20 protein-coding genes are annotated in these 23253 nt (G+C 47.4%); 7 read left to right on the top strand and 13 right to left on the bottom strand.

What is annotated here, in order from left to right:
• Positions 1–78: 78 nt before the first annotated feature.
• The 3 genes from I1H34_RS21355 to folK form a co-directional block, all read right to left on the bottom strand.
• Positions 79–2958, bottom strand: a complete 2880-nt coding sequence (locus tag I1H34_RS21355) for a leucine-rich repeat domain-containing protein (RefSeq protein ID WP_212662944.1) — start codon at positions 2956–2958, stop codon at positions 79–81.
• Between the two features lie 158 nt (positions 2959–3116).
• Positions 3117–3665 (bottom strand): NUDIX hydrolase, encoded by a 549-nt coding sequence (locus I1H34_RS21350; protein ID WP_212666377.1) that lies wholly within the window; start codon positions 3663–3665, stop codon positions 3117–3119.
• Between the two features lie 165 nt (positions 3666–3830).
• On the bottom strand, positions 3831–4337 hold the full coding sequence (folK, locus tag I1H34_RS21345) for a 2-amino-4-hydroxy-6-hydroxymethyldihydropteridine diphosphokinase (protein WP_212662943.1): 507 nt from the start codon (positions 4335–4337) through the stop codon (positions 3831–3833).
• Between the two features lie 105 nt (positions 4338–4442).
• Between folK and I1H34_RS21340 the strand changes: the two genes are divergently transcribed.
• From I1H34_RS21340 to I1H34_RS21330, 3 genes are all read left to right on the top strand, one after another.
• Positions 4443–6110, top strand: coding sequence for a tetratricopeptide repeat-containing S1 family peptidase (locus I1H34_RS21340; protein ID WP_212662942.1), 1668 nt, complete (start codon positions 4443–4445; stop codon positions 6108–6110).
• A gap of 216 nt (positions 6111–6326) precedes the next feature.
• Positions 6327–7175 carry a photosystem I biogenesis protein BtpA gene (btpA, locus tag I1H34_RS21335; protein ID WP_212666376.1) on the top strand — a complete coding sequence of 283 codons (849 nt, stop codon included), beginning with the start codon at positions 6327–6329 and terminating at the stop codon, positions 7173–7175.
• Positions 7176–7199: 24 nt separating this feature from the next.
• Entirely contained in the window at positions 7200–7841 is a 642-nt protein-coding gene (locus tag I1H34_RS21330) for a CAAX prenyl protease-related protein (RefSeq protein ID WP_212662941.1), read from the top strand.
• Between the two features lie 92 nt (positions 7842–7933).
• Here I1H34_RS21330 and I1H34_RS21325 read toward each other — a convergent pair whose 3' ends face one another.
• From I1H34_RS21325 to I1H34_RS21315, 3 genes are all read right to left on the bottom strand, one after another.
• Complete coding sequence (locus I1H34_RS21325) at positions 7934–8431, bottom strand: SRPBCC family protein (RefSeq protein WP_212662940.1); 498 nt, start codon at positions 8429–8431, stop codon at positions 7934–7936.
• A gap of 265 nt (positions 8432–8696) precedes the next feature.
• Positions 8697–11477, bottom strand: coding sequence for a DAHL domain-containing protein (locus I1H34_RS21320; RefSeq protein WP_212662939.1), 2781 nt, complete (start codon positions 11475–11477; stop codon positions 8697–8699).
• A complete protein-coding gene (locus I1H34_RS21315; RefSeq protein ID WP_212662938.1) occupies positions 11477–12496 on the bottom strand; it encodes a cytochrome-c peroxidase in 1020 nt (339 codons plus the stop codon). The genes I1H34_RS21320 and I1H34_RS21315 overlap by 1 nt, the downstream gene beginning before the upstream one ends.
• Before the next feature lie 418 nt (positions 12497–12914).
• Here I1H34_RS21315 and I1H34_RS21310 point away from each other — a divergent pair, with 418 nt between their 5' ends.
• Together I1H34_RS21310 and I1H34_RS21305 are read left to right on the top strand one after the other, a co-directional pair.
• Positions 12915–13367, top strand: a complete 453-nt coding sequence (locus tag I1H34_RS21310; RefSeq protein WP_212662937.1) for a QcrA and Rieske domain-containing protein — start codon at positions 12915–12917, stop codon at positions 13365–13367.
• Between the two features lie 46 nt (positions 13368–13413).
• Positions 13414–15246 (top strand): response regulator, encoded by a 1833-nt coding sequence (locus I1H34_RS21305; RefSeq protein ID WP_212662936.1) that lies wholly within the window; start codon positions 13414–13416, stop codon positions 15244–15246.
• Here I1H34_RS21305 and hemH read toward each other — a convergent pair.
• From hemH to I1H34_RS21280, 5 genes are all read right to left on the bottom strand, one after another.
• Positions 15243–16406 (bottom strand): ferrochelatase, encoded by a 1164-nt coding sequence (gene hemH / locus I1H34_RS21300; protein WP_212662935.1) that lies wholly within the window; start codon positions 16404–16406, stop codon positions 15243–15245. The two genes, I1H34_RS21305 and hemH, sit on opposite strands and share 4 nt — an antisense overlap.
• Positions 16407–16592: 186 nt before the next feature.
• Positions 16593–16802 (bottom strand): sulfur carrier protein ThiS, encoded by a 210-nt coding sequence (gene thiS / locus I1H34_RS21295; protein WP_315874849.1) that lies wholly within the window; start codon positions 16800–16802, stop codon positions 16593–16595.
• Positions 16803–16944: 142 nt separating this feature from the next.
• The gene (locus I1H34_RS21290) at positions 16945–17979 is read right to left on the bottom strand and encodes a thiamine phosphate synthase (RefSeq protein WP_315874848.1); all 1035 of its coding nucleotides are present in this window, start codon (positions 17977–17979) and stop codon (positions 16945–16947) included.
• 94 nt (positions 17980–18073) lie between these two features.
• Positions 18074–18490: a hypothetical protein gene (locus I1H34_RS21285; protein ID WP_249369467.1), complete on the bottom strand. Its 417-nt coding sequence runs from the start codon at positions 18488–18490 to the stop codon at positions 18074–18076.
• Between the two features lie 164 nt (positions 18491–18654).
• On the bottom strand, positions 18655–19131 hold the full coding sequence (locus I1H34_RS21280; RefSeq protein ID WP_249369465.1) for a hypothetical protein: 477 nt from the start codon (positions 19129–19131) through the stop codon (positions 18655–18657).
• 519 nt (positions 19132–19650) lie between these two features.
• Between I1H34_RS21280 and I1H34_RS21275 the strand changes: the two genes are divergently transcribed.
• Positions 19651–21159, top strand: a complete 1509-nt coding sequence (locus tag I1H34_RS21275; RefSeq protein ID WP_212662931.1) for a DUF3747 domain-containing protein — start codon at positions 19651–19653, stop codon at positions 21157–21159.
• Here the strand turns inward: I1H34_RS21275 and ttcA are convergent.
• Entirely contained in the window at positions 21156–21992 is an 837-nt protein-coding gene (ttcA, locus tag I1H34_RS21270) for a tRNA 2-thiocytidine(32) synthetase TtcA (RefSeq protein WP_212662930.1), read from the bottom strand. The two genes, I1H34_RS21275 and ttcA, sit on opposite strands and share 4 nt — an antisense overlap.
• A gap of 146 nt (positions 21993–22138) precedes the next feature.
• Here ttcA and I1H34_RS21265 point away from each other — a divergent pair, with 146 nt between their 5' ends.
• Positions 22139–22744, top strand: coding sequence for a hypothetical protein (locus I1H34_RS21265; RefSeq protein ID WP_212662929.1), 606 nt, complete (start codon positions 22139–22141; stop codon positions 22742–22744).
• Positions 22745–22911: 167 nt separating this feature from the next.
• Here the strand turns inward: I1H34_RS21265 and I1H34_RS21260 are convergent, their stop codons facing one another.
• Positions 22912–23247 carry a septal ring lytic transglycosylase RlpA family protein gene (locus I1H34_RS21260; protein ID WP_212662928.1) on the bottom strand — a complete coding sequence of 112 codons (336 nt, stop codon included), beginning with the start codon at positions 23245–23247 and terminating at the stop codon, positions 22912–22914.
• Positions 23248–23253: the final 6 nt, after the last annotated feature.

Below are 23253 nucleotides of genomic sequence, written 5' to 3'. Positions count from 1 at the left end.
AGAGCAGATGCTAAAGATTGCACTTGATCTTTTGTGCGATGGTGGCCCATATAGGGGTTCGAAAACGGGTGGATGGAGCTAAGGTCGAAAGCCTGTACGATCAAGAATGAGTTGTTCTAGTTCTTGCTCAATATTGAGCCAAGCATTATCTGAGTCTTTCCATTGAGTCACTGGTTTGAGATCTCTAGGCAAAGCTTGAAGGGCAAAAATATGCTTCAATAGGGGTGATTTTTGGTTGACTGGTCTGAGGAGAATGGAAATTACGATTGATTTATTCGATTGGGCACGTTCTAAAGCACGTTCTAATTCGACTTCGTAGCAGTAATCTGATGCTATAAAATCTGGACTAAGCAACAGCAGAATAATATCGGCTTGTTCTAGATTTCTGTCTAATTCTTCTTCCCATTTGGCACCTGCAGGGATTTGCCTATCGTACCAACTTTGAATTAAGCCGTTGCGTTGGAATATCTTGAGCCGAAGACTGAGCTGATCGCGAAGCGTCTCGTCTGTGTGGGAGTAGCTATAGAAAAGTTTCAATGCTCCAGAAGAATGCTCGGAGTCTTTGGCAGCCTGGTGTGGTTGGCCTAGGTCAACGCCGTCGAGGAGTTCGTTGATATTGATTTGGATGACTTTTCCATTGATCACCATAGGGACTTCAGTGAGACCCTGTTTTTCCATTACCAATAGATCATCGTAAGTGAGGCTTAGGTGTGGATGGTTAGGAATGGGAACTTTCTCTTCTGGTTTTGATTTGAAGCTGCTGTGAATGCGCTCAAAATCGGAGCGAATAATGGCGAGCAATCGACGACGCCCCTGTTGAGGACCATTGATGCTGATGGTGACACTTCGGTCTTGTTGGTCGGCTTTGACAAGGGCACGATTGCCTTCAAAATCAAGGATGACACCTGTGTGCCAGCGCATTGGGTTACTACTCAAAACGTTAGTGCGGACAATAAAGCGAGGCAATAAACCTTCGGGCAAGATGGGATATTCGTAGCGAAAATTAAGGCAGTCTTCGAGGATAAAGCCCTCGGCTTCTGGTGGTTGTTGTTTGTCGAGTAAGTCTGGGATGAGGTAGCGATCTTGACGGTCTTGGAAGGGAAAACATAGCTCGAATTTGCGCATTAGCTCCATCAAGAAGCCGTGGCGCTCACGGGGATATTTTTGCGAATCCAACAGTTGGGTAAGGCAGCTAAGATCTAGTTCTCCTTTGTGGTCTGCTAAATTATGGGCGTTGAGAATTTTGTAGATGCCATTGGTTACCCAAAGGGGATTGAGAATATTGGTATCTCGCAGGCGAGGATCATCTTTGTAGTTGAGGGCAATCCCTAAGTTGTGAAGATAAAAGGCGAGTTTATCTTGAGAATCTTGATCGGGTTCATCATTTTGACCACAAATATTCCGATATTTCTCAAAGGGAATGTAATTTTCCTTCATACCTGCTAGCTGCTGTTTTATGGCAAACCAGCTTGACGGGAAAGAATCGCGCAAATTTTCGAGGCGATCTGTTTCACGTTCAATAACTTGGCTGAGTTCATCTAGACCATGCTCCGTTTTACAGTCTGTACGTATGAAGTCTTTGATATTAGGAAATTTTTGTTTGAGGCCACTGCGGTTGACATCAAAGGGATGTTCTTTAACTTTGTTGAGGACGACAATGACGGGAGAGTTACCACCAAAACTTTGAATGAGTTCTAGCCAATATTCAGCATCTGCATCTTCATGACCTTGGCGACCATTGAGGACTAAAAGATACAGACTCCGTTCGGTTAGAAAAAACTGATGGGTGGAGTGCATGATTTCTTGCCCTCCAAAATCCCAAACATTTAAATTGACATCTTCATTACCATTCAAGAAAAGCGGCCAATCGGTGATTTGAATGCCTTCAGTTTTAGTCTCACCTGCATCAAAGGTTTGATGAACCAATCGGTTGACTAAAGAGGTTTTACCAACCGCACCATAGCCCACCAGAATCAATTTAGCTTCATTCAAGGGTTGGGCTTTTTTCTGAATACGGAAGAGGTACTCAATGATATTTTGTGGTTTAGCTGGTTTTGCATTTCCAAAGTGAACCTCTCCGTATTTAGGGCCCAGCAACTCTACCGGAATTTTTAGTGAACTATTTCCGTGTAGGTAAAGCTCTTGCAGGTTTGCCAGTTGTCCAATCGCATCGGGAATTGTTGCCAGTTGATTCCTATCTAGGTTGAGCGTTTGCAGGTTTGCCAGTTGTCCAATCGCATCGGGAATCGTTGCCAGTTGATTCTCATCTAGGTCAAGTGATTGCAGGTTTACCAGTTGTCCAATCGCATCGGGAATCGTGTTTAGTTGATTACTGCCTAGGTCAAGCTTTTGTAGGTTTTTCAGTTGTCCGACCGCATCAGGAGTCGTGGTCAGTTGATTCCCATATAGGTTAAGCGTTTGCAGGTTTGCCAGTTGTCCAATCGCATCGGGAATCGTGTTCAGTTGATTTAGTTGTAGGTCAAGCGATTGTAGGTTAACCAGTTGTCCGATCGCATTGGGAATTGTGTTCAGTTGATTCTTGTGTAGGTCAAGCGATTGCAGGTTAACCAGTTGTCCGATCACATTGGGAATTGTGTTCAGTTGATTTTGTTGTAGGTCAAGCGATTGCAGGTTAACCAGTTGTCCGATCACATTGGGAATCGTGTTCAGTTGATTCTTGTGTAGGTCAAGCGATTGTAGGTTAACCAGTTGTCCGATCACATCGGGAATCGTGTTCAGTTGATTCTGTTGTAGGTCAAGCGATTGTAGGTTAACCAGTTGTCCGATCACATCGGGAATCGTGTTCAGTTGATTTTGTTGTAGGTCAAGCGATTGTAGGTTAACCAGTTGTCCGATCGCATTGGAAATTTCTGTTAGCTCCAATCCCGATAAATCAAGTGACACAGATTGTTGCTTGATTGCCTCTTGAATCCGTCGTTCTGCTTCTGTCCAAAACATACTTTTCCCCGCTATAAGAACTTCACGCCATCCTCATTCAGAAAATCAACAGAAAGATCACCTAATAGCTGAATCTAAGGTGAATCTCAGTACTTCATCCCGCTTTATCGGATTGTTTTCATAAACAGTAAGTCTCTGACTCAATAGAAACGAATCAATTAGGCCAACATCGCCCGTGCCATATAAAACCCGCAAATCGACTTTGCATCAATCGGCTCACCCGCCAAAATCGCCTGTTCAAACTCCGCAGGAGTCATCAAAACCGTTTCAATATCCTCATCCTCATCCTGCTCCGGCGGATTCTCCAACAACTCCAACTCCTGAGCCAAAAACGCATAGATAATCTCATCTGAATACCCCGGAGCCAAAGGAAACTCCCCCAACTTACGCCACTTATGGGCTCGATACCCCGTCTCCTCCTCAATCTCCCGCCGAATCGTCACCCCCGGCTCCTCATGGATTTCCACTGTCCCTGCCGGGAATTCCAATAGCCGTCCCTTCAGGGCAAAGCGATACTGCTTCACCAGCACAAACTTGCCGTCATTCGTAATCGGCACCGCCATCGCTCCACCGGGATGCCGTACACAAGACCAATCTCCTTCGCTGCCATTCGGTAACCGCAGACGATTTGCCTCAAACGTATACTTTCGACCGTCATAAAACATCAACGGCTTCAGGACTTCAGGGGGTTCTTGGAATAAAGACATGGGTTGAATATTTAGGTCGGAGGTCAGAATTCGAACTTGAGACTTGCAAGGGTCAAAACGCCAGGTTTTGGGACTATCTAAGAAGGAAGCAACAGGCAATTGTCTGCTTTATCTGATGAGAGGTTAGGAACCGTTTGAATCAGAGGTTAATTAGCAACTGTGGTGCTAATTAGCTAGGCGATGAACTCCCGTATAGTCTACAGCTTTAGCAAGCTCGGCAATGGTTTGCTTGAGCACTGGATGGTTCCAGCCAGGACAAATTTCTGCCAAGGGAGCTAACACAAAGGCCCGCTCATGTAGATAGGGATGGGGCACCGTTAACGTCTGCGTCTGAATCACCGATTGCCCAAATAGCAGTACATCCAAATCTAAAGTGCGCGGCCCCCAACGCTCACGCCGCACCCGACCGAACTGGGATTCAATCGCCAAAAGCTTTTCTAGCAAAACTTCGGGTGAGTAGGTCGTCAATATACTGACACACCCATTTAGATAATCCGGTTGGGGCGGACCAACGGCTGCGGTTTGATACCAATGGGATGTGGCCTGTAATTTAATCTTTGGATCTTGGCTGAGTTGATCAATCGCAGCCATGAGTATCGTCCGAGAATCACCCAGATTGCTACCGAGTGCGATCGCAACTAAGTTACTAGCTTGTGGGTCTGTTAGAACCATATCGATCCTGACTACTCAACATAATCTGAATGACAATGTCAGCTTAATTGACACCAGCTAAAAATTATCTCAAAAATAAATAGTAAGTCCTTTAATCTCAACCCTATGTATTGGTCTACCCTGAGATACGTCAGCCTATTGGGCTCCAGCCTACCTCTGATTTGTCTTGTGTCTCCTGCCGCAGTGGCACTGACAGCTCCAGAAATTAACCAGCTCGCCAAAAGCACAACGATTCGGATTGTCAGTCAGACCTCGGGGTCAGGGGTCATTATTCAGCGGGATAACAACACCTATACCGTCCTTACTGCCGCCCATGTAGTGGCCACCGAAGATAGTTACGATGTGATTACACCGGATGGTCAGACGGTCGCAGTCAATGCCAAGACTATCAAAAGGTTGTCGGGGGTTGACCTGGCGATTCTGCAATTCCAGAGTCCCAACACCTATCAGGCCCTGGAGATCGGCAGCTCTGGCTCTGTCACCGAAGGAACTCGCAGCTATGTTGCGGGTTTCCCACTGCGTACCCTAGCTATTTCTGAAACCATCTATAACTTTACGGAAGGTAAAATTACCGCCAATGCCAGCCGCCCCTTAACAGATGGCTATGCTTTGGTCTATTCCAACAACACCTTACCCGGTATGAGTGGCGGTCCTGTCTTAGATGCCGACGGTAAGTTAATTGGAATTCACGGGCGGGCTGATACCACTTCCAAAGCTCAGGATCAAAATCTCAATCCTGATATCTACATTAAGAGCGGATTTAATTTAGGCATTCCCATCAATACGTTTACAACTTTGGCTCCCCAAGCAGGCATCAATATTGGCGTAGAAGCCCCATCACCTCAAGTGCCCCCTTCCCAAACCACTGCCGATGACTGGTATCTACAAGCCCAAGCCAAAATTCAGCAAGAAGACTACAAAGGTGCGATCGCAGATCTCGATCAAGCTATCCAGCTCAAGCCTGATTATTCCGCAGCCTATTCTGCACGGGGATTTGCCCATGCCAGGCTGGCCCAAGCATCCAGTTCCCTAGCGGACAGCGAACAAGCTATTCGTCTCGACCCGGACAATGCGCAAGCCTATGTGGTCCGTGGTTTGGTGCGCAGTAGGATTGGTGAATTGGATGGGGCTTTGGCGGATGCTAGTCAAGGTTTGAGATTAAATCCTCAGCATCCATCTGGCTATGGACTGCGCAGCACGATCAAGTTTTTGCAGGCAGACTATCCAGGGGCAGTGGCAGATCTGCAGCAGACAGCGAAATTGATGCGATCCCAAGGCAACATCCTAGGGGCTAAAAAAATTGAACAAGGCTTGACAGTACTTAAAAAATTACAGTCCGGCACCGACACCTTTGCTCATTTCTTATCTAGTGCGGCCATTCGACTTCAGCTCCAAGATGCCAAGGGTGCTGCCTTAGACTTTCAGAATGCCTCAGCCATCGCTCTTAAGCAGCAACAACTCGCCCAATTTATCCTGGCTAAAAGCATGTTAAGAAGTACGAATCCCAACTTGGCTCAACGCTATGCTGTACAAGAAAATGTGCAAGCCGCCTTTCCTAATAGTCGCGCCGTTCTCGCCCAAGCAGATGCAGCGATCCGTAGAAATCCCAATGACGGCAATGCCTATCGTCTGCGTGGCTCGCTCCTAGCTGAAGTGTTTGCACAACCCCAGCGAGCATTTGCCGATATCCAAAAAGCGGTAGCCTTCTACCAATCTCAAAAAGATCAGACCAATTACCAACTAATGACCTCTTATCTCAAAGCATTACAGTAAGGGTTAATAGCGGGTTGTGTTTGCAGAAAAGCTCCCCCGGAATTTTGCATATCTAAGGGCAGCTCCGCAATATACAGGAGTCCTGGAAGCTGTTATGCTAGACACTCCAGAAGCTTTTGGCCTTGCCGATAATGTTCTGGCGACTGAGCTAGAATTTTCTAGACTTTTTTATTATATTTTTTTATAGTCTCCCTACTGAGTTTGACTCAATTATCCGTGGAGTTACAACACATTTTTAAATCCCCTAATCCCATTATTGGCGTTGTTCATTTACTGCCATTACCCACCTCCCCTCGTTGGGGCGGAAGCCTTAAGGCAGTCATTGCCAGAGCCGAACAAGAATCTACTGCCCTTGCTGCAGGCGGGGTTGATGGGCTGATTATTGAAAATTTCTTTGATGCTCCGTTCACGAAAGGTTCGGTTGATCCGGCCGTAGTCAGCGCCATGAGCTTGGTGGTGCAGCGGGTCAAGAATCTAGTGCCTTTGCCCATTGGCATTAATGTGCTCCGCAACGATGCCTGTAGCGCCATGGCGATCGCATCCTGTGTGGATGCCCAATTCATCCGAGTCAATGTGCTGACAGGGGTGATGGAAACGGATCAAGGGTTGATTGAAGGGGAAGCCCACCGTCTACTCCGGTATCGCCGCGAACTGGGGAGCGACGTCAAGATTTTTGCCGATGTCCTCGTCAAACATGCCCGTCCTTTGGGCTCTCCCAATCTGACCACAACGGTGCATGAAACCATCGAGCGGGGGTTGGCGGATGGCATTATTATCTCTGGTTGGGAAACGGGTAGTCCGCCCAATTTGGGTGATTTAGAATTGGCGATTGATGCCGCCAAAGACGTTCCTGTCTTTATTGGCAGTGGTGCTAATTGGGAAAACATTCCTAGCTTGATTCAATCTGCCCATGGAGCCATTGTGTCTAGCTCCCTTAAGCGTCGTGGTCAGATCGATCAGCCTATTGATCCCATTCGTGTCAGTCGATTTGTGGAAGCCATGCGCCGCAGCTTAACTAATCAAGACACAGCGAATGTGAAATCATCGGTTATGCTCGAGTCATAAATTTTACGCGAGCTACGTATTGATATGCCGCCTTGGGTTGCCTATGTAGCCCCGATGGCTACTTTTATGTTGATTACCACTGTGGAAGGGGTATGGCCTGGTGCCTATCCCTGGCTCTATGGGGTAAAGGTGATTGTGGTGTCTATGCTGCTGGGACTTTTGGCTCGCCCCTGGCAGGATATACGACCGAGTGCCAAGGTAACGATAACTGCGATCGCAGTCGGTCTCATCGTTTTTGCTGAATGGATTCTCTTCGATCAGTGGATACCCTATCCCCATTTAGGCGAGCGAGTCGGCTACAATCCCTTCGTCAGCTTGCAAGGCTGGATCTTGCCGGTCTTTTTGGCTTTCCGCTTCTATGGTTTGGTGGTGATGGTGCCGATTATGGAGGAGATCTTTTGGCGGTCTTTTCTCCTGCGATACTTGAGCGTACCTGAATTTCAGAAAATACCCGTGGGTACCTTTACCTGGGGGGCGTTTGCCATTTCATCTATCTTGTTTGGCCTGCTCCATAGCGAGTGGCTTGTCGCCATTATTTGTGCAGTTCTGTATACCCTTTTGCTCAAGGCCACTAAGAGTCTTTATGCCTGCATAATTGCCCATAGCACGACGAATCTTGCTCTAGGGGTTTATATTCTGACTAATTCAGCTTGGCAGTATTGGTAATCTCAATTTTTTGGCTTTGATCTGAGTCTAGAGTGTTTATACTCCCTCAAATGTTCAAGGCATTGGCCACAAGGTTGCGAGACAATCCGATGTTAGGGGATAACGGGTTGATTCAGGATATACTCCGCTAAATTTGTTGTCGCTTGCCGAAACATCTTCTCGTAGACCTTGAGAATCAATGGCCCGCCCAAACGCAGCCAAAATGAGAGTTCTAAGCCAACTTTATAAGTGAATTGACTCCGATGTTCCCCCAGGGGAGTGAGTCGATATTCTTCAACTAAGGCATGGACGAGGGGAAGGCTCATGGCTGTGAAGCAAAACGCCAAGCGCTCGTTCTGCTCCCAGACAAAGAAATGTTCTTCTACGGTTACTGTGGTCAGCTTGACCGTGCGAGTGGTGCCGACACCATAGGGTTGAGGACCATGCCATTCCACCTTGACAATTTCTTTGTACCAGAGGGGCCATGCCTCTGCTTTCTCAAAGATCGCAAATACCTGGGCTGGTGATGCGGCGAGTTCCACCTGATTCACAAATTGAACGGGCGCATTGTCCAGAAACTCTATTCCGACGGGCCGGCAGTTGAATTTCATGACTGATTTCCCATGACGATACTGAGTGGCGCTAACGCCTACTGATTAGATATACGTAACCTGCCCATGCTTGGATCTATGCCAGACTCATTCTTTGAAAAATGAGGGCGGTAGCAAACATAGCTGCGAAGGATAATAGGCTTACCTCCCAGCTTTGAACTGATGGGCCGCAGTCTATAACAGCAGAAGCCAGAGCGATTTCTTGGGCTCTGGCTTCTGGGATTAGGCGGAGTGGAATTTACCGGAATAGTCTCAAGGTCTCTATCTAATTACCAGCGGCAATTTCGATAAAGTCTTGAACCTCTTCTAGCAATTCCTCGCGATCGAGCTGTCCTTTTTGGTGAATACTTTGGACCGCATCTCCCAGCTCTAGACGCTCACTGGCTGTGAGATCTTTCGCCGAAACCACAATCACAGGGACATTCTGCCAGTCTGGATTTTGCCGCAGTACCTTCAGGAACTCAAAGCCATCCATCTCTGGCATCATCAGATCTAAGAAAATTAAATCTGGGACGCCATGATCACCGAGGACTTCGAGGGCTTGTTTGCCATTGCCCGCTGTTTTGTAGGGCCAATCTTCCCGTTCGAGTATGCGACCTAGCATTTCCTGGGAAGGCAGGTCATCCTCAATCACTAACATCCAGTTGCGATCTGCTGTTGTGACATATTTATCCAACAGTTCCAGTAGCCGATCTCGCTGTAAGGGTTTGGTCAGGAAGTCAGTCGCACCCAGGGAGAAACCGACTTTTTCGGCATCCACCATCGTCATCATAATAACGGGGATATCTGCTAATTTGGCACTGCCCTTGAGATTCTGAAGGACTGACCAGCCATCGAGTTCTGGCATCAAGACATCCAAAATAATCATGTCAGGCATGAGATCTTCAGCCAGCTGTAGCCCCTCTATCCCCGAAGGCGATACCACCGCATCATAACCAGCATCTGTTAAAAACCGCTGCATGATGTCACGGGCATACTCGTCATCATCAATCACGAGTACTGTCCCACCCGGCTGTCCTTTCGCCGTTTTGGGTAAAGAAATCTTACTCAGTTCGATGGGCGCAGATGGAGTTGGAATGGATGCTGCAGTTTCTGATTCCACTTGGCGAGGAATATGGATCGTAAACTCGGTGCCGTAGCCATATTGGCTGGTTACCGAAATATGCCCGCCCATCATCTCAATGAACTGCTTGGTGATAGTGAGGCCCAGTCCGGTTCCCCCATATTTGCGGGTAGTGGACGCATCTGCTTGGGTAAAGGCTTTGAACACTTTTTCCAGCTGTTCTGGGGTCATGCCAATGCCAGTATCTCTAATGCTAAAGACAATCTCTTCCCCAGCATCTTCCGATACGGTGAGGCTCACTTCGCCGGATTGTGTGAACTTACAGGCATTACTGAGTAAGTTGTACAAACTCTGACGAACTTTGGTTTGGTCAGCATACAGCGTCCCAATATTCTCAGGACAATGCAGGGAAACCATGTTGCTTTGCTTCTCGGCAATAGGCTGTAAGGTGGCAGCAATGGTTCTGACCATGGGGGCGATTTCAAAGGACTCTAAATAGAGTTCCATGCGTCCCGCTTCGACCTTCGAGAGGTCTAGAACAGAGTTGATCAGTTCTAGAAGATGCTTTGCCGACCCAGAAATTTTCTGTAAATCGGGGACAAAGTCATCTTGTCCCATATCCTCGGCATCCTCTTCCAGCATTTCGCTGTAACCAATAATGGCGTTGAGGGGAGTTCGGAGTTCATGGCTCATATTGGCCAAGAATTCACTCTTACTCTTATTGGCTTCTTCCGCTTTCTCCCGCGCTTCTTCGGCGGCTTCCATACTGGATGCTAACTGAGATGTACGAGCCTTGACCCGGGTCTCTAGCTCTTGGTTCATTTGCTTCAGGCTGTCTTCAGCCTCCTTGCGCATCGTCACATCTTGGAAGAACAAGGATAGTCCGTCCACGCTGGGATAGACGCGAATCTCCAACCACATTTTGCTGGGGGGATAAAACACCTCGAAGGAGGTCTTGGTTTTCTCTTTCAGGGCTTGTCGATACTCAGTTAAATGATCGGCACCCAGGAGGTCAGGAAAACTTTGCCAGAAATCTTGGTTGAGCAACTGTACGGGATCTTCTTGCAGAATCTCAGCGGCTTTATCGTTGATATACGTGATTTGCCACTGGGGATTCAGAGCCACAAAGGCATCGGTCAAACTGCTGAGAATACCGGATACCCGCTCACTAGAACGACGCTGTTGCCGCACTACCAAATAGGCACCGCCACTGACGAGAACTAACAAGCAGCCGAAGCTGAGTAGTCGAAATAGGTCGGCTGTTTGAGTTGCCCCATCATATTGATTGATATAAGCCGTTTCTAAAGTGCTGATGGCTTTGGCCGTGGGCAGCTTCAGAATATCGCGGGTTAAGGCATCGACCTGGGGCTTGTACTCCAGAATCATCTGGGTATGGGCAAGGGCCAATTGAATGCCCTTGGATTTTTTACCCTTTAATTGAGCGATTTGGGTTTCGATCTGGGAAACTAGATCTTCATCTGACGACAAGCTGTACAGTAAGACATTATCTAATAGGCTTTCCAGCTGAATCGCCTCATCCCCGGATATTCCTTTTGCAGAGCCCGTGCGAACCTCTTTTACTAGCTCTGGTAAGTAGGTTAAGGAGTTTTTGAGGATAGCGTTCTTGGATTTGAAAGATTCAACTAACTCTTCTTTCTGAGTAAAGACTTGGTTGTTCTCGCTGAGCTGAGATAAAAGGGTCTGTTGATTGCCAATAAACCCAGGAACTTGCTTGAGATCCTCCTGTAAATCGAGCTGTTCGGACATAGCCCGGACGAGGGGATCGTAGGAGGTCAATAACGCATATCTGGCTTTAAGGACACTTTGGTTAACAGTGGCATCTTTGTCCAACTGTTGAGCCATTAAGGTGCGATATTGCTGATGCTGTTGGTTGTCAACGGATAAGCTTTTGGCAATCAGGCCGCCAAACAAGACCAGGGCACCGGAGACCCCGAGGAGGCCTAGAAGTTTTTGTTTCTGCATTAGGCGACCTCTTTAATTTCACCGTTTAAGGTATTTAAGAACTTGATAATTAGGTCAACGTCTTCTTGATCTGCCTCGCGACCGAGTTGATATTTGACCATGATTTTGACGGCTTCATCTAGGGTTTTAGAGGACCCATCATGAAAATAGGGAGCCGTTAAGGCGATATTTCTTAAGCTTGGTACCTTAAACATGTAGCGGTCGTCTTCTTTGCCGGTGACGTTGTAGCGTCCCAGATCCGCTTTGGTTTCGTCCCCGCGATCTTTGATGTAGTCACCAAAAACCCCAAATTTCTGATACATATTGCCGCCGAGCAGCACGCCCTGGTGACAGGCGACACAGCCATAGCCTTTAAAGCGTCGATAGCCTTCTTTCTCGTCTTTGCTTAAGGCGTCAGCATTGCCCCGAAGGAATTGGTCAAATTTAGAGTTGGGGGTGTAGAGGGAGCGTTCGAAAGTTGCGATCGCATCCTTGATATGGTCAGCAGAAATATCGCTGTCATAGAGCTCGTTAAAAGCATTCACATATTCAGGCGACTGCTTCAGCTTGCCAATAATCTCAGGCCAACTCGATCCCATCTCATTGCCCGCATGGACAGGCCCCTCGATTTGCTCTTCCAAGCTTGAGGCTCGGCCATCCCAAAATTGCTTAAAGTGAAAGCTGTTATTGAAGACCGTGGGGGAATTAATCGTCCCCTTTTCACCGTTAATACCGATGGAGACCGGTAGGCGATCGGTGCCACCCATCGATAAGTCATGGCAGCTGGCACAAGAAATATTGTTCGTCTTAGAAAGTTTCGGATCATGGAACAGCTGCTTACCCAAAACCACTTTTTCCATATTTAAGGAAACCTGCATCGGGATCGGTTCAATTGGCTCATCACCAGCAGCCGTAACGGGTGGCCCCAGTTTGGCAATCACAGGTTGCTCAGTCATCCGTGCCAATTGTAATGACAGTAGCGATGCCACCGCGAACAAAACAATCAAGACTAGATGGCGTTTTTTTAACAGTCTGTTCACGCCCAAGACCCTCCTGGAGATAGCATTTGTCTGACCATCGATGCATTTTTTACATGAGTATTAAAGAAGACTATCGAGAACAATGGTTGCACTCTGCCTTCAATCCTTAGTTTGCCCAAATCTGGGTCTCTCTCAACAATATATTTGTAAACAAAAATATCGTAATAACAGGAATTCATGAGAGAAAAGCTAATTCCTTGAAATAAGCTCAATACCCCCATCCATCCTATGTATATCAGTGCTTAAGGTCTATTCTTAGCCTTTTTTTGTCGTCAAACAAATGTTTTTGTAGTTCAGTTTATAACCTTATTCTGGGCAAGCTAGTTCTAGTCTGCATGCACTTATTCCCTCATGTTTTTCTGGGGAATCTTCCATCAGCTAGTAAACTATTGTGGATCTCGTTCCTTAAGATTTCAGTATGAACCGCCGAAAAGTTCTGTCATGGTTGACCTTAAGTTGGATTTCAGGAGTCGTCTCCGTTGTGATTGGCGCCTGTACGCAACAGTCTTCAACCTCCCCAACCCCAGCTCCTAAAACTGAAACGACCCCTGATGGGTTTATCAAGGTGGGTCAGACCCAAGACTTAGATCAAAATGGTCGCATTCTGCAGACCTTGAAAGGGAACCAAAAAGTACTAGTTGTCCGAGATTCAAAAAGCTCAGACACCCTCCATGCTCTCAATCCGACTTGTACCCATCAGGGTTGCCCCGTAGATTGGAAGCAAGACTCACAAGATATTTTTTGTGCTTGTCATGGTTCCACTTATAAACCGGATGGAGCGGTCGTTAAAGGGCCTGCCTCTGATCCTCTAGAAAGCTATGACGTCAAAGTAGAGGGTGATGCCATTTTAGTTAAGCCTAAGGCCAGTTAATCGAGCCAATACGTACACACCTCAGGGATTAGAGAGGTCATCATTCATGCCGAAAATTCTATTAGTTGAAGATAATGAACTTAATCGCGATATGCTCGGACGCCGATTAAAGCGTCGGGGCTATGATGTTGTGATTGCAGTTGATGGGGGCGAAGGCGTCACGAAGGCTCTCACAGAGCAGCCCGATCTCATTCTGATGGATATGAGTTTGCCAGTGATGAATGGCTGGGAAGCGACTAGGACTCTCAAAGCCGGGGAACAAACAGCCGCTATTCCGATTATTGCCCTCACAGCCCATGCCATGGTAGGTGATCGAGAAGAAGCCTTATCGGCAGGGTGTGATGATTACGATACTAAGCCCGTTGATCTCAAACGGTTGCTGCAGAAAATTGAAACCTTATTGCAAGGGACTCCAGAACAATCCCCACGCCCAGTCGAATCTGTGGCACAGGCGACACCCGCAGCTGTAGTGACCCCCGCTGCTCCACCCTCAGAACAGTTAGTCACCGCTGCGGCTAGAACATCTCCATCCGAGGTGCATCAAGAAGGACGTGAGGGGACTCCCCTCGTTGCGAGTACTCCGTCATCCCTACCTTCCTCTCCTCCCCCAAAGCCTGTTTCTGAGCCCACGACTCATAAACTCTTAGTCGTAGATGATGTCGAGGCTAACCGGGATATGTTGAGTCGGCGTTTACAGCGGAAGGGCTATGAAGTTGCCCTAGCAGATAGTGGTGAAGCCGCATTGGAACTCATTGCCACCACCGAGATTACCCTGGTATTGCTGGATATTATGATGCCAGGTATTGGCGGGATCGAAACCCTGAAGCGCATTCGGCAGACCTATTCCCAAGAAGAGCTACCGGTGATTATGGCGACCGCCAAGGATGCCAGTGAAAATGTGGTCGAAGCCCTAGAATTAGGAGCTAACGATTACATCACGAAGCCGATTGATTTACCTATTGCTTTGGCTCGTATTCAAAGTCATCTCAAAACCCGTGATGCTTCGGCAGTTGCCCGACAGCAGTTGTTGGAATCTACCGTCGCAGCAGCACCTCAGCCCTCATTTTGGGATGAGCACTTTCGGTTGGTTGAAGTCATCAGTAAGCATGCCTTCGGACAAACTGCCATCGCCCAAGATCTACAAGAGCTGGATACCCCCCTACGAATTGTTCATACCTTTCGGTTAGACACCAATAGCCCAGAAGTTTTACAGGCTGTGCAAGAGCTGTTTTTAGCCGAAATGGCGACTTTGAAACAGCTGGCTCCCCATCTGCAATGTCTCCCGGTACTCAGCTTCTTACAAGATAGTGAAGTCCTTCATATCGTTCATGAACATATCGAAGGGACAATGCTAAGCAAAGTATTGGTATCTCATGCTCCCTTAAATCCCCGCATGACCTGCAAATTTGCGGATGAGGTCTTAACGATTATTGAAATCCTGCATCAGGCCGATTTGGTGCATAGTCATCCTCATCCTGATTGCTTCTTGCAGCCCAATGAAAAAGGTAAAAAATTAGTCCTGATTGACTATGGTGTTGTCCCCCGTATTCTCAGTAAGCTGAGTGTTCAATTTCCGCAATATCAAAAATTGCTTCAGGATCAAGGGGATGTCTTAGCCCCAGAAATCAGCTACGGGACCTTTAAACCTGAAACAGACCAATATGTGATTGGCAAAACCTTTTTACAAGCTTTGCAACCATCAGCCTCAGAGACCGATCCAGAAATGGTCGAACTCCATCAGGCAACAATTCAGATTTTTGCCCAGATGTGCCAATTTAATATCCAATCACGATACTCGACCATGTACGATGCCAATCGTGCTGTGCGCAATCACTGGCACAAATTATGGAAAGCCGAACTGTCTAAAAAGCAAAGCTAGAGTAGCCCCGCTAAATGCAGGGGACCATAGCCACTGATCAGTTCAACCAGTAGGGCAATAAAGCCGACCATCGCGAAGCGACCATTCCAGCGTTCAGCCGTGGTCGTCATCCCCCATTCCCAACGCTCTTGGGGATACAGCTTAATTTTTTTCTGAGGTCGGAAGACTTGAGAGAATCTTAAAGAGGGCTTGTCTAGATATTCCAGCACCATCTCACTGAGGGTATCGATAAAGTCTGGATGTATATTGACGGCTGGCATCCGGCGAAAATTTTCAATGCCTGATTCGAGCGCTAAATGCCGGTATTCCATATCGATCTCTTGGAGCGTTTCGATATGCTCTGAGATAAAGCTAATAGGCACCACCACTAAATCTTTAACCCCCTGCTGACCCAAATGCGCAATCACATTTGTGGTGTAGGGGCGTAACCACTCCATCGGCCCCACTCGACTTTGATAAGCCAAAATATGGGGGTTGGGGCGTTCTAACGCCTCCATAATCAGCTGAGTACTGGCCTCAATCTCTTGCTGGTAGGGATCACCCGATTCAGTTACATAGCTGAGGGGGACACCATGGGCACTAAAAAATACAGTGGTTTGCTCAGGATTGGCAAACTGATCCAGCTCTTGGCGCAAAAAGTCAGCCATGACCTGCACATAGCCAGGGCGATCATGCCACGAAGAGATGACAGTGTACTTAATCTTCTGTAATTCTGGGTCTTCAGACCAGATCTTCTCCAATAACCGGATACTCGAACCGCTAGTACTGATCGAAAACTGAGGATAGAGCGGCAGAATGACCAGCTCTTCAATCCCATCTCGTTTGATACGGGCAACAGCCTCTTCGGTAAAAGGATGCCAGTAACGCATGCCGATATAAACCTGAGCATCACATCCCTTAGCCTGCAAGTCATCTTGGAGCGCGTGGGCTTGGGCTTCTGTGATTCGTCGTAATGGGGAACCACCACCGATTTGCCGATAGTTGTCCCGAGACGTCCGGGCCCGCAGGGTGGAAATAAACCCGGCAAAAGGCTTTTGCATCCAAGCAAATGGCAGCCGTAAAATTTCTGGATCAGCAAACAGGTTATACAAAAAAGGACGTACATCCTTTAGCTGCTCTGGTCCCCCTAGATTCAGTAATAGAACACCGACACGGCCCATAACCTGATGATTGCCTTTGTTAAACTCTGTTACTTATTTTAACAACATTGCTGGGGTAAAGCATTGACAAATGACCAATATTTCTGATACAAATTCGCAACCCAGGCCTAAGCTGGTTTAGAAATGCCCCAAGACAACTTTCGAACTTAGAGTCGTTGCTCGAAATCGTGTTGAGATTCGGGTGGTTTAGCCGCCCCCCACAATCGTCACGATTTCTAGACGATCTCCCATCTGCAAGCGGGTTGTTTCCCAAAACTGTCGATGCAGAATTTCGCCATTGTATTCTACCGCCACGAGGCGAGGATTGAGGTTTAACTGTACCAGAAATTCTGGCAATACCATGCTGGGTGAACAGGTTTGTCGTTCTCCATTGACTTGGATATTAATCATTTTCATTTAGAGGAATCATTCACAAAAGCGATCCGATAGGGTGAAGTCTCTATCTATATATTAAGTTCAAGATCAAAACTCAACCCTGAATCTTGATGGGGGAGCTGAAGAATAGGTTTGGTCAAAGTTGGCTATATTCAGGCTGTGTCTACGGGGTGGGAGTGGGTGTTTTCGAAAACTGTTTTAACATCTGTTGGACAGCCTGGGTCGGAGAAGGGGCATTCATAATCGCCCTCACCACGGCCACTCGTTGGGCACCTGCGGTCAAGACTTCTTCTAGGTTGGTCTCATCAATGCCGCCGATAGCGTAATAGGGCATGGGCGCATGTTGATTGGCATAGTGGATGTACTCATGGCCGACGGCCGCTTTGTCTGCTTTAGTGGGGGTTGCATAAATAGGCCCGACGCCAATATAGTCTGCTTGCTCTTGGATGGCCCGATCCATTTCTTGAGGGTTAGTCGTGGAGCGCCCCACTAACTTATCTGGCCCGAGCATTTGACGAGCTACCGCCATGGTCATGTCCTGCTGCCCCAAGTGGACTCCATCGGCATCCACGGCCACAGCAATATCAATCCGATCATTAACAATAAACAGAGCATTATATTGATGGCATAGCTGGCATAAGGTCTGGGCAATGGCCAAACGTTGCTCGTCATCTGCTTGTTTCTCTCGGTATTGAACCAGCTTTAATCCTCCCTGCAATGCCGCTTCGACGACAGGGACTAGCTGTTTGTTGGGGGAAGTGACTAAATAAAGGGGGGCATCGAGTAACTGTTGCAATCGATGGCGAGGTTGCAGTTGAGTGTCTAGGGTATACACCTGATAGCGCATCTGCTTACAGGCTGCGGCCATGTTGGTATCGTAAAGCTTGCTATATTCTTCCAGCACTCGCAGGGCTTCTTGCACCCGGCAAAGGTTGGCTTGCACAACCGTTGGTAAGTCAGTGCGGGCTGCCTCTTGGGGGTGGGTAAGCTGTGTGCCTGGATCATTGGGGGTATCTCGGGCCATCCGCAAGGGGGGGTGATGCCAGCTAGCCAAGTCCTGACGGAGCTGTTTGCACTGAGCGCTCAGTTGGGAATTTTCTAGACCAAATCGACACCATTCTTCAATTACCCGCAACCCTTCTCGTGCGCGATCGAGATTGGCATCCAAGATGCGATAAAGGGTCGAGGTTGTATTCATCGTTAGAAAAAACATTAAGAATAAATCTTTTCTATCCTATCAAGGAGCTGAGCTAAAACAAGCGCCACAATGAAGTGGAAGAGAGTTTATATCTTTATTTTTTTAAGATTTCTAATTGATCTGAAAAATGTCCAGGCATGAGGTCAATATTTAGAGCAGACTTGAGTAAATAGAGACCTAATAGCAAAACGGCAGAAATCAGTAGATTCATGGCCACAATTAGCATAAAGGCAGCGATCATATTACCTGCTTTAGTTGCTCGGGATTTGGGGTAAGGACGTTGACCTTTGCGGACGTCTTTACCCACCATTAATACAACGTAGAAACGCGAGAATAATAAGTCAACGACAAAGCGAATATCAATGAGTTTTGATTTGCGCTTTTTGCGGGTAAAATCCTGGCTTTCTAACTGATTATGATTGATGCTTAAATTAGCTGTTTTTTGCGTCACTTCATGGGCAATGGTTTGACTGATAAATTGCTTGATTTCCAGTACTTGTGCTGTATTCAAATTGGAGAGAAGAGTGGGATCGATTTGTTTGATACAGTCAGGCCCAGAGATCGCCTGTGACAGAGAATCCGTAGGGGTAGAGGATACGAAATTCTGATCTTTCGGGTTGGAGTGATTTCTATCTTTTGAAAATGATGACTGAGGCAACCGAGGTATCTCCTGTACTAAGTAATGTAGAGTAGGGCCATCGATGGGGGAGTCGGCATTGATCCTAGGTACAGCAAACGACCGATGATCAATCCTGCGCCTGTCAGCATCAGCAGACGATAAAAAGTCTTTTTTCGAGACCAGCCCAAAGCCTGAATCACTGGCTGAGCAAACGCCAGTAATAGAACAACCCAAATTGCGAATATCCACACCCCTACTAATGAGATTGCCCAAGTTGGCCCTTTCCAGTTCATAAGCAGGGGGGTTGCTGTGGTATATGCAGCAATCCACACGACGGAAACAACCCATAGCATTGCACCTGAGATCGCACCCTTATCTGCCCAGGCGACATAAGCCATCAGCACCACGGTCCAAACCCACATCAGCAGGGGGGCTGCATAGGCTGCTAGAACCCACCCCACAGCCATGTAGGCCATCAGTAGACCGAAGAGATAGCCCCAGGCGATGGGTTGAGCCATGCGTTTTCTATTCATAGGGTTAGGATGGACATTTTTGAGACGGGATTGAACGGGCGTCTAGATAATCCGTCATCGGTTTGAGGCAATCTGTGAGAAATTTGTGTACAGATATATTATTTTTTGAAAATAAAATTAGAATCTAATCTCGTATTTCCACTGGTCTGATGCCTAGAGTCTCAGGCAGGAAATATCAAACTTGATGGTGTTAAATAATACATTTTGGGCAAAGTAACCGATGCGTCTTTGTCTAAATTTTGGTTCTCTACTTTAGAACTTAAATAGCTATTTATACTCAGGAAGTTTTAACTCTTAGATCCTAAGAATAATTGTATTTGTTAACTTATATTTCACTTTTAGTTTTGAGTAAAAAATAGGATAAAATTTGGCACCACCGGCTATTTTGATTCTGGGGTGAATGTGATTTTGCAGCCGAAGAAATCTACGTTCAGCTCACAGGTTTGTCATGGACATTCCTAAAGAAATTAGCCAGTTTTAGTAGCAAGTCACTCACTTTTTGGGAAGCGGATAGGAGTCATGAAATATCATTTGAGTCGGGTTACGGTTGCGATCTCCAGCCTATTTCTGAGCCTGTTGATTCCCCATTCAGCCCAGGCTTATACCTTTGGTCAAGAAGAAGTAGACCAAAGTAAATTTATTGCGATCGCAGTTCCGTTTGCAGAAGGGAAGCAGTATAACCTGATTATTCTGGAGCAAATTTCATCGACCCAGGCCTGCTGGGAAGAAAAGGTGGATCAGCCTGGGGTGATTGACCCTCTGCTCCTACAGTTTGACTTCACCGGTATTTGTGGACGGAGTACGGATAGTAATGGGTATTCCATTCGCCAAGGGGGGCAAGACTATGCCATGGACTATCGTCTCTCCGTGGTGAAGCAAAATGGAAACTTAGTGCTGATGGGTTATCCCTCCCGCAATCCGGGTGCTCCCAAGCTGAAAATTGGTGAAACCCAAAGTCTTACGGATGGCTTCTTGAAAATTCAGCTAGAACCCGGTTGGCGGTTCTCAAAGCGGAGTTACAACGGCAAAACCCTCGGCCATATTTATTTCACCCATGACCAAGTTCCCAGTGCAGATACTATCGCTGAAGCCCCCTCTGATGCTGTTCCCCCCTTAGAGTCTGCCCCGCCCGCCCCACCTGAAGATGGAGTGGATAGTCTCCCCCCTTTGGAGTCACCACAGCCACCGACTCCACCCGCAGCTCCTCCAAAAGCCAAAGGTAAATTAGATCGGTCCCAGGAGCGGGATGAATTAACGAATCTCATTACATCTCCCATTGAAATCCCAGTGCCTAATAGGGGACAGCCATTGGGGTCTGCTCCTTCTATTCCCCCATCCCATGCCCGCAAAACCCCAGGTGCCATCGCCCTCCCTCGCCCGGAAACCGATCCAGAATTACCCGAGTTAGCCGGTGAAAGCCCACCTCCTCCACCTTTAACAGCTCCACAATCGACTCGATACAGACCCTCCTCCAAACCTTCAGCCAGCAAACGGCGAAAACTAGTGAAGTTGGCTGCCAAATCACCGTTATCCAAGGGATTCTTTTCTAGTCCTATTCCCATTCCAGTCCCTTCCCCTCGCCGCACAGCCATTGCCCCTATTCCTAGCGCTCCCATTCCTAAAGGGTTGCCTAACTTGTCGGTTCCAGGATCGACGCTTAACTCTGGCGGTGTTCTCCCTGTACCTCAAGAAAATGTGCCCTTGGGACGCTATAGCCCTGCTTCGGATATTTATACGGCCAGTCGAGATGCAGGGCGTGCCCAGCAGTTAGCTGCAATTTCAGGCACTGGAAATCCACCTCCTCCCCCCTTGGATGAGCGCTCCAGACTTCGCTATCGGGTGATCGTTAAGACTGCAAGTTCAGCGGATTACAAGAGAATCAAAACCCTAGTTCCCGATGCGTTTCGATCTAGATATAAGGGCCGATCCGTCTTACAGGTGGGTGCTTATGAAAAGCGCGGCGAAGCAGATGAACGTCTGGATATGTTGAGCCTAGAAGGAATTGATGGGACCCTTGATATTCGCTAGGGGCATGACTTATCCGGTGAATCTACAGCAGGAGTTGCGGCAATAGCCAAGTGAGCAAAATCAAAAAGCTGTGGATCGGCCAGTTGCGATAATTCGACATTTTGTAGACTGCGAAAGATCGTTTCTAATCGCCCCGGTGTTTCTTGTTCCCAAGTTTGCAGCATTTGCTTGACTTGGACCCGCTGTAGCGTTTCCTGCGATCCACAGAGGGTGCAGGGAATAATCGGGAATTGACGCAAATCGGCATACCGCTGGATATCCGCTTCTGGGCAGTAAGCGAGGGGACGAATCACCATATGTTGGCGATTGTCGCTCAACAGTTTGGGGGGCATGGCTTCTAGCTTGCCGGCATGGAACAGATTGAGAAAAAGGGTTTCGATAATGTCTTCTCGATGGTGGCCGAGGGCAATTTTGGTGGCTTGTTCTTCTTGAGCGACTCGATATAGAATCCCTCTCCGTAATCGAGAACAAAGACCACACATGGTCTTGCCCTCTGGGATGACTCGTTTGACCGTACTGTAGGTATCTTCTTCGACGATGCGGTAGGGGACTTGGAGTTGGTCTAGATAAGTCGGTAAAATCTGTTCTGGAAAATTGGGTTGCTTTTGATCGAGGTTGACGGCCAGGATCTCAAAATCAATGGGGGCAGCCCGCTGTAGGTGCAGCAAGATATCCAGCAGGGTGTAGGAGTCCTTGCCACCAGACAAACACACCATAATCCGATCGCCCGCTTCGATCATGTTGTAGTCACGAACGGCCTTGCCCACTAGCCCTCTGAGGCGAGCTTGTAGTTTCTTCAGTTGTTTGGAGGGATGGAGTTGAGTGGCGGTCATAAATAGATCGGACAATAGAGCAATCAATACTGGGCGATATCTAGTTCACTCAGAGGTGGTGAAATACTTAAGGATAGGGAATTGTATCAAGATGGCAGTATTATTCCTAAATCTAGATTGATAAAACTTCAGCAATCAACTTTCCCATGCTTTCCCATATTACTGACTGGCTGGAACAAGTATTGATTGGATTTAGCCGTGCGACGTGTTATGTGTTTTACCTCGTTCCATTTCGCTTGCAGAAGTTTCGAAAGCAGTACCCTAATGTTCAGATACTCGCTTCTGGTGTGACGAAAGCCAGAAAGATGAAGGCCGATTCTCCGGTGCAGTATGAACTTGAATGGGTAACGTCCCGGCGCGGAATGCTGATTCTGACAGAATCCTATCTATTTTGTGGAGATTGGGAGATTCTCCTCGACACAGTGAGTGAAGCAGTATTGCTGAGCCTAACAGGGGGATATGTACTCAAGATTTCTACGTTGGCAGGAGACTCTTACCAATTCGGTTTGAATAAAAATCTGGCTTGGGAAACTCAATCTGTCCTGCCGCTGACTACACAACAAGGCAGTATCGCTTATTCAACCCAAAGTCTGATCCTCAGAGCCATCGTGTTGATGGGCATCCTCTGGTATCTCTATCAAGGGATTTTAACGGCGAGTCTGGCAAAAATTTTATTGGCGTTGATCGCGTCTGCGCTGATCGGGGTTCCCCTACTTCTGCGCATTTTTCAAAAGCTTCAGCAGAATAGTTGATCGAGATATTCTTATGTTTTAAGTTTCCCTGAACCCGCACTGAGTACTTGAGGGCAGAGATCAAAGAAGCCCCCTAACTCAATTAGGAGGCTTCTGGAAATATCAAGATTTCAACTCAGAGCAAATTCTGATCAATCTATTGCAATCCAACAGTTGGAGACAGTCACTTACCGGAGAATTTGGATGGATACGGGTGCAACACCTGATTGCAGAAGACCAATCTGTCCAGCAGCAGCTTTGCTGAGGTCAATCCCGCAGTTGCATCGATCGTTGATGCGAACACTGACTGAAGCCCCATTATTGAGATTAGTCACCTGGACCCAAGTGCCGAAGGGTAGGCTAGGGTGAGCTGCAGTATTGCCCCATGTATCGAAGATTTCGCCAGATGCAGTTTGGCGGCCCTGGTAGTAATCACTGTAGTAAGTTGCCGTTTGAGCCAAGGCAGCAGACTGAAAAAACACTGATGCTGCAAAGGTCAAGGGAACAATTAATTTCTTGAGCATAATTAC

Source organism: Acaryochloris marina S15 (genome assembly GCF_018336915.1).
Taxonomy (GTDB): Bacteria; Cyanobacteriota; Cyanobacteriia; order Thermosynechococcales; family Thermosynechococcaceae; genus Acaryochloris; species Acaryochloris marina_A.
Note: the sequence above shows the minus strand (reverse complement) of the source record. Positions and strands in the feature narration are given on the sequence as shown.